Annotated in this window: 2 protein-coding genes; both read right to left on the bottom strand. The window is 74.4% G+C overall.

All coding sequences use genetic code 11. The features are described from left to right. Nucleotides 1-2,057: hypothetical protein (locus GRC12_RS42445; RefSeq protein WP_208785785.1), on the bottom strand; the 2,057-nt coding region annotated here is incomplete at its 3' end. Nucleotides 2,058-2,487: 430 nt separating this feature from the next. Then, on the bottom strand, nucleotides 2,488-3,738 hold the full coding sequence (gene purD / locus GRC12_RS42440; protein ID WP_208785784.1) for a phosphoribosylamine--glycine ligase: 1,251 nt from the start codon (nucleotides 3,736-3,738) through the stop codon (nucleotides 2,488-2,490). Between the last annotated feature and the right edge of the window lie 270 nt (nucleotides 3,739-4,008).

The raw sequence follows: 4,008 nt of genomic DNA, 5'->3' as shown, positions 1-4,008 counted from the left end.
GGAGCGGGGTCGCCGTCCTCCACGAGGCTGAGGACGCGGGGGGTGAGGTCGGTGGCCCGTTCGCCGTTGAGGAGGAGGGTGGGGCCGTCCAGCCAGTCCAGGCCGGGGGTCGCGCCCGCGGTGTCCATGGCGGCGCAGCAGACCATCGCGGTGACGTGTTCGGTGAGCAACTCGCGGGCGCTGCGGGGCGGTTGGAGCGGGAAGAGGGGGAGCGTCGCGTCGTCCCAGGGGACCGCGTCGGGAGTGGCCGGGCCTACGGGGGCGGCTGTTGCCTCCTCGCGGGAGAGCTGGGTGGTCAGGGCGGCGGCGAGGGTGGCGGCCGGACCGTCCGGCTCGGGCTCGCCTTCGTCCTCCTCGTCGATTCCGTCCGCACCCGGGCGACGTCCGAGGTCTGCTGCCGCCGGCCCCTGGGCGTCCAGGGCCTCCTCGCCGTGAGTGACCGCGGGTCCGTGTGGAATGGGGGTCCGGGCCTCCTCACCGTCGGTGGCCGCGGGGCCGAGCGGCATGCGGGCCCCGGCCTCCTCACCGTCGGTGGCCGCGGGGCCGAGCGGCATGCGGGCCCCGGCCTCCTCGGCATCGGCGGCCATGGGGCCGTGCGACATGGGGGCCCCGGCTTCATCGCCGTCGGTGGCCGCGGGGCCGTGCGACATGGGGGCCCCGGCCTCCTCACCGTCGGCGGCCATGGGGCCGCGCGACATGGGGGCCCCGGCCTCCTCACCGTCGGCGGCCATGGGGCCGTGCGACATGGGGGCCCCGGCTTCATCGCTCTCGGTGGCTGCGGGGCCGTGTGGTGTCGACAGGTGGTCCATTACGCGGGCCAGGTTGGGGCCCTCGGGAGGTGTCGGAGTAGGGCCGGTGGTGATGCCCAGGGTGTCCAGGACCCGGTGGAGGCGGGCCGCGTCGGTGCGCCATTTGCGGTCCACGACCTCGTCCGGGTACTCCTGCCAGTCGACCGGCGACCAGTCGGGGCCGGCCTCGGGACCGCCGTGGAAGAGACGGGCGGCGAGCAGGGAGGCGGCCTCGTCGACCGCGCCGGGCTCCTCCAGGAGGTCGCAGGCGGGGCGCTCGCCCAGACGGGAGGCGAAGCCCTCGGCCAGACGGTCGCGGCGGGACAGCTCGGTGAGCGCCGCCACCACGCCGGCGTCCAGGCGAGAGGGCCAGCGGCCCATCCGCCAGGCGGGCAGCGCCACCCGGGTGAGCAGCCGGTCCCAGCCCGCGTAGGCCAGACCGACCTGTTCCTGGGCGACGATGCGCAGGCCGTAGTCCACAGCCTGTGCACGCTCGGCGGCCGCGGCCGCGACCCCGCGCTCCATCAGCGCCGCGTGTTCCCGGCAGCCGCGCAGGAGGAGACGGGCCACCGCGCCGATCCCCGCGCACACCAGACGGGTCCCCGGACAGCGCCGGGACGACGAGGCGACGGCCACAGCGGCGTCCAGACCGCGGACGAAACGGCGGGCCGCGGCTATGTCGGGATGCGCCGAAGGACCCGTACCGGCGACGACCGGGGCGAGGACCGCGCGCAGCTCGCCGACGCGCATCCACCACAGGAACGGGGAGCCGATGACGAGGACCGGCGCGGCCGGCGTACGGCGGTGGTGCGAGGCGCGGACGCCGGCTATCTCGTCCGCGCGGTCGTCGGCCGGGGGCGGGCCGTGGGCCGGGTGGGTGCGGTCCTCGAGCCAGCTGTCGCAGTCCGGGGTGAGCGCTATCGCGGACGGTGCCGGGACGTCGAGCCGGTCGGCGAGGTCGCGCACCATCCGGTACAGGTCGGGGGCGGACTCCTCCGCGATCGGAACCGTCGGGGTCACGGCCGGCCGGGCCCGCGCGATGACCAGTGCCACGGCACCGGCGGCCAGCAGGACCGCCACGGCGACGGGGGTCACGGCCCAGCGGGCCGCATGCCAGAAGGAACCCACCAGATGCCCCGTGGAACCGCCGGCCAGCAGGATCACGGCGAGGGCGGCGGGAAGCAGGGCCACGGCCAGCGCACGGCTACGGACGCGCAGCACGGCGAGAGCCCTCGAGCGCGCTGCCTGCGCGCCCGCTTCCACACCCATCGCGGTACCGGTCACGACCGGACCTCACCCCCTCCCTGACTGTCCCGGCCGGCTGGCCGTCTGGCGTTGCCCACTCCCCCACTGTGGCACCCGCCACTGACATCGCAATGCCGGTGGGCCAAGTGCCGGAACGCTTGCGCCGCACCCTAGTTGGGGCCCCCGCCCCCGTCAGCCGGATGGGGCAGCGGTCACTCGATGGAATGGCTTTGGTCAGAGGTGGATGACGGTCAGCGAGGATCAGGCCCCGGTTATTGACTCAGGTTCGAATTCGCCGCCGGGTGCTTTCGGGTTGGCCGCCGGATGCTTTCGGGTCGGCTGCTGGTTGCTTTTGTTGGCCGCCGGGTTCGTTTCGCGGAGCCGGGGACGCATTCAGGCCCCGCATCCGAAGACGGACACGGGGCCTGGAGGGTTCATCCGGACGTACGGCCGGTCAGGCGCCCGCCGCCTTCGCCGCAATGTCGGTGCGGTGCTGGGAGCCTTCGAGGCGGATGCGGGCCACGGCCCTGTAGGCGCGGTCGCGGGCCTGGGTGAGGTCCTTGCCGGTCGCCGTGACCGACAGGACGCGTCCGCCCGCGCTGACGATCGCGTCGCCGTCGCGCTTGGTACCGGCGTGCAGGACGTAGGCGTGCGGGGCGTCCTCGGCGGCGACCTCGTCGAGACCGGTGATCGGGTCTCCGGTGCGCGGGGTGCCGGGGTAGTTGTGCGAGGCGACGACCACGGTGACCGCGGCGTCCTCGCTCCAGCGCAGGGGCTCCAGATCGGCGAGGGTGCCGTTGGCGGCGGCGAGCAGGACGCCGGCCAGCGGGGTCTTCAGCCGGGCCAGGACCACCTGGGTCTCGGGGTCGCCGAAACGGGCGTTGAACTCGATGACCCGGACACCGCGCGAGGTGATCGCGAGGCCGGCGTAGAGAAGACCGGAGAACGGGGTTCCGCGGCGGCGCATCTCGTCCACCGTCGGCTGCAGGACCGTCTGCAGGACCTCGTCCACGAGCTTGGGGTCGGCCCACGGGAGCGGGGAGTACGCGCCCATGCCGCCGGTGTTCGGGCCCTCGTCGCCGTCGAGGGCCCGCTTGAAGTCCTGGGCGGGCTGGAGCGGGAGGACCGTCTGGCCGTCGGTGATCGCGAAGAGGGAGACCTCGGGGCCGTCCAGGAACTCCTCGATGACCACGCGCTCGCAGGAGTTCGCGTGGGCCCGGGCGGTCTCCAGGTCGGCGGTGACGACGACGCCCTTGCCGGCCGCGAGACCGTCGTCCTTGACGACGTAGGGGGCACCGAAGGCGTCGAGGGCCGTGTCGACCTCGTCGGGGGTGGTGCAGACGTAGGACCGCGCGGTGGGGACGCCGGCGCCCGCCATCACGTCCTTGGCGAAGGCCTTCGACCCCTCGATCTGCGCGGCCTCCTGGGAGGGGCCGAAGACCGGGATCCCCGCCTCGCGCACGGCGTCGGCGAGGCCGGCCACGAGCGGCGCCTCCGGGCCGACGACCACGAGCTCGGCGCCGAGCTGTTCGGCCAGCGCGGCCACGGCCTTGCCGTCGAGGGCGTCGACCGCGTGCAGCTCGGCCACCTCGGCGATGCCGGCGTTGCCGGGAGCGCAGTGCAGAGCGGTGACGTCGGGGTCGAGGGACAGGGAACGGCACAGGGCGTGTTCGCGGGCGCCGCTACCGATGACGAGGACCTTCACGGGGTTCAGGGTAACCGGCGTGGCCTTGTGCGGGTTGCCGAGGGCGGGCGGCGGGCCGACTTGTACGTTCCTCCAAACGGCGTCGGGGCGCTCGGGGTGCCCTCTGGGGGCTGCGCGCGTAGCCGCGTCCAAGAGGGCGTCGGTGAGGGGGTGGGTTCATTGCAGTGGGTGGGTTCGCCGCAGGTGGGCCCGGCGCCGCAGGTGGGCCCGGTGCCGTCACTCGTTGGTGAACTCCTCCACCACCGTCGCTCCCAGTTCCCGGACGATCAG

It is taken from the genome of Streptomyces griseorubiginosus (assembly GCF_017614965.1).
Lineage (GTDB): Bacteria > Actinomycetota > Actinomycetes > Streptomycetales > Streptomycetaceae > Streptomyces > Streptomyces griseorubiginosus_B.
The sequence above is the reverse complement of the archived record's forward strand: the minus strand, read 5'-3'. Positions and strand labels throughout refer to the sequence as shown.